This is a genomic window from Xanthomonas sp. NCPPB 1128 (genome assembly GCF_001043115.1).
Classification (GTDB): domain Bacteria; phylum Pseudomonadota; class Gammaproteobacteria; order Xanthomonadales; family Xanthomonadaceae; genus Xanthomonas_A.
In genome coordinates, this window is record NZ_LFME01000066.1 from 1 (window position 1) to 3,076 (window position 3,076).

Annotated in this window: 3 protein-coding genes; all 3 read left to right on the forward strand. The window is 71.0% G+C overall.

Annotation, left to right across the window (positions count from 1 at the left end; translation table 11 throughout):
- Nucleotides 1-122 precede the first annotated feature (122 nt).
- Entirely contained in the window at nt 123-1,226 is a 1,104-nt protein-coding gene (locus ACP93_RS20715) for a DUF2066 domain-containing protein (RefSeq protein ID WP_048492544.1), read from the forward strand.
- Nucleotides 1,223-2,392 carry an AI-2E family transporter gene (locus tag ACP93_RS20720; RefSeq protein ID WP_048492545.1) on the forward strand — a complete coding sequence of 390 codons (1,170 nt, stop codon included), beginning with the start codon at nt 1,223-1,225 and terminating at the stop codon, nt 2,390-2,392. Before ACP93_RS20715 ends, ACP93_RS20720 begins: the two co-directional genes overlap by 4 nt.
- Nucleotides 2,389-3,076 (forward strand): DnaA regulatory inactivator Hda (gene hda / locus ACP93_RS20725; RefSeq protein ID WP_048492546.1); only part of this gene is annotated, 688 nt, incomplete at its 3' end. The genes ACP93_RS20720 and hda, both read left to right, overlap by 4 nt.

Sequence of the window (3,076 nt, forward strand, 5' to 3'; positions counted from 1 at the left end):
GCTGGGAAGTGGTCACGGGCGGCGGGGTCGGCGGAAAGGCGGCGATTTTAACAGGCCGCATTGGCGCTAGGCCCGCATTCGGGCAACAATTCGCCCCGGATACGCCGAGTACTGGACCCTTCATGCGCCGCAGCCTTGCCTTCCTCCTGTCTTTCGCACTGTGCCTGCCCGCCGCGAGCGCCCTGGCCCAGGCCGAGTTGCGCACCGAGGGCGACGTGGCCGGTGCCACCGGCCCCTACGACGCCGAAGTGCCGGTCAACAGCCAGAGCGAGGCCGACCGCAATGGTGCCCTGTCCCGCGCGCTCGGCGTGGTGCTGGGCAAGATCTCCGGCGACAAGGGCGTGATGTCGCGGCCCGGGGTGACCCAGGCGCTGCGCAACGCCAAGACCCTGGTCGATACCTTCGACTACCGCCAGGACCAGGGCACCTCGTCGAGCGGCGCGCCGACCTTCCGCACCATCCTGGTGGCGCGCTTCCGCCCGCAGGACGTGGACGGCCTGGCCGCGGCGCTGGGCCTGCCGGTGTGGCCGCAGCCGCGGCCCAAGCCGGTGGTGTGGCTGGCCATCGACGACGGCAGCGGCCCGCGCCTGGTCGGCGTGCAGCAGTCCAACGCCGCGCGCAGCCTGCTCGACCGCGCGATCGAGCGCGGTTTCCGCCTCGGCCTGCCCACCGGCAGCGCCGCCGAGCAGGCCCTGGCCGGTGCGATCTGGCGCCAGGACACCGCCGCGGTGGCCAGCGCTTCCTCGCGCTACAGCCCGCCGATGCAGTTGATCGGCAAGCTCTACCGCGGCAAGGCCGGCGGCTGGACCGCGGACTGGACCTTCGTGGACGGCGGCAAGGTGCTGTCGACCTGGTCGTCCAGCGACGCCGACGCGCGCCGCGCCATGGCCAGCGGCGCCGACGGCGCCGCCGATGCCCTGGTCAAGCGCTACGCCAAGGCGGTCAGCGCCGGCCCGGCCGGGATCTACCGGGTGGTGATCACCGGCATTCGCAGCGCCGACGATTATCTGCGCGCCTCCGCCGCATTGCAGAACGCCTCGGTGGTGCGGCGCATCGTGCCGATCCGCGCCGACGGCGATCGCCTGGAACTGGACCTGGACCTGCTCAGTGGCGTGTCCGGGCTCAACCGCATGCTCGGCCCCGACGGCGCGCTGCAGCCGGTGGTCGCGCCGGTCGAGGGTCCGGTGATCCTCAACAGCGAGCCGACGGAGTACCGCCTGAAATGACGCTGTCGCCCGAAGCCGAGATCGCGCTGTTCCTGCGCCGCCTGAAATGGACGGCGGTGATCGTCGGCGTGCTGTGGGTGGTGTGGCTGCTGGCGCCGATCCTGACCCCGTTCGTGCTGGCGCTGCTGCTCGGCTGGCTCGGCGACCCGCTGGTGGACCGCCTGGAGCGTGCCGGGCGGTCGCGCAACATGGCGGTGACCCTGGTGTTCGTGCTGATGGTGCTGCTGCTGGTGCTGGCGCTGGTGATCCTGGTGCCGATGCTGGAGCGGCAGATCGTCACCTTCATCGACGTGTTGCCGCAGGCGCGCGACTGGTTCATCGGCACCGCGATCCCGTGGGCCGAGCAGAAGACCGGGCTGGAACTGATGACCTGGCTGGATCCGGAGCGGCTGATCGACTGGATCCGTGGGCACTGGCAGCAGGCCGGCGGTGTCGCCGCGACCTTCTTCGGCTACCTGTCGCGCTCGGGCTTCGCGATGGTGACCTGGGTGGTCAACCTGGTGCTGCTGCCGATCCTGACCTTCTACTTCCTGCGCGACTGGGACCTGCTGGTCGCACGCGTGGCCGCCACCATCCCGCGCAACCACGTCGGTACGATCACCCGCCTGGCGCAGCAGTCCAACGAGGTGCTGGGTGCGTTCATCCGCGGCCAGTTCCTGGTGATGCTCGCGCTGGGCGTGATCTACGCCGGCGGCCTGACCCTGGTTGGCCTCAAGCTCGGCCTGTTGATCGGCATCGTCGCCGGCCTGATCAGCTTCATTCCGTACCTGGGCGCGACCACCGGCATCCTGCTGGCGGTGCTCGCCGCGCTGGTGCAGGCCAAGGGCTTCGACCTGCAGTTGCTGATCCTGGTTGGCGTGGTGTTCACCGTCGGCCAGTTGCTGGAGAGCTACGTGCTGACTCCGCGCATCGTCGGCGACAAGATCGGCCTGCATCCGGTGGCGGTGATCTTCGCGGTGATGGCCGGCGGCCAGTTGTTCGGTTTCCTCGGCATGCTGCTGGCGCTGCCGGTGGCGGCGGTGGCCAACGTACTGCTGCACTACCTGCACGAGCAGTACCGGCAGAGTGACCTGTACGCGGGCGAGAAGTCGGCGATCCTGCTGGATACCGTCACCGAGCGCACCACCATCATCGAACTGCCGCCGCGCAGCCCCGATCAACCGTGAGCGTGCCGCAACTGCCGCTGGCCCTGCGCTATCCACCGGAGCAGCGCCTGGATCGCTATCTGGGCGCGCCGGACGGGCTGCTGGCGCAGCTGCAGGCCGTCGCCAACGGTACCGACGACGATTGGGTGTACCTGTCCGGCCCCGCCGGCACCGGCAAGACCCATCTGGCCCTGGCGCTGTGCGCGGCGGCCGAACAGGCCGGGCGCAGCGCCGCCTACCTGCCGCTGCAGGCCGCCGCCGGCCGCCTGCGCGATGCGCTGGAGGCGCTGGAGGGCCGCGACCTGGTCGCGCTCGACGGCCTGGAGGCGATCGCCGGGCAGCGCGAGGACGAGGTGGCGCTGTTCGATTTCCACAACCGTGCGCGCAGCGCCGGGGGGACCCTGCTGTACACCGCGCAGGCCATGCCCGACGGCCTGGCGCTCAGCCTGCCGGACCTGCGTTCACGGCTGTCGCAGTGCACCCGCATCGCCCTGGCGCCGCTGGACGACGCCGGCCGCGCTGCCGTGCTGCGCGAACGCGCCCAGCGCCGCGGCCTGGTGCTGGAAGACGCGGCGATCGATTGGTTGCTGACCCATACCGGACGCGACCTGGCCGGCCTGATCGGCCTGCTGGAGCGCCTGGACCGCGAATCGCTGGCGGCGCAGCGGCGGGTGACGGTGCCGTTCTTGCGTAGGGTGTTGGAGG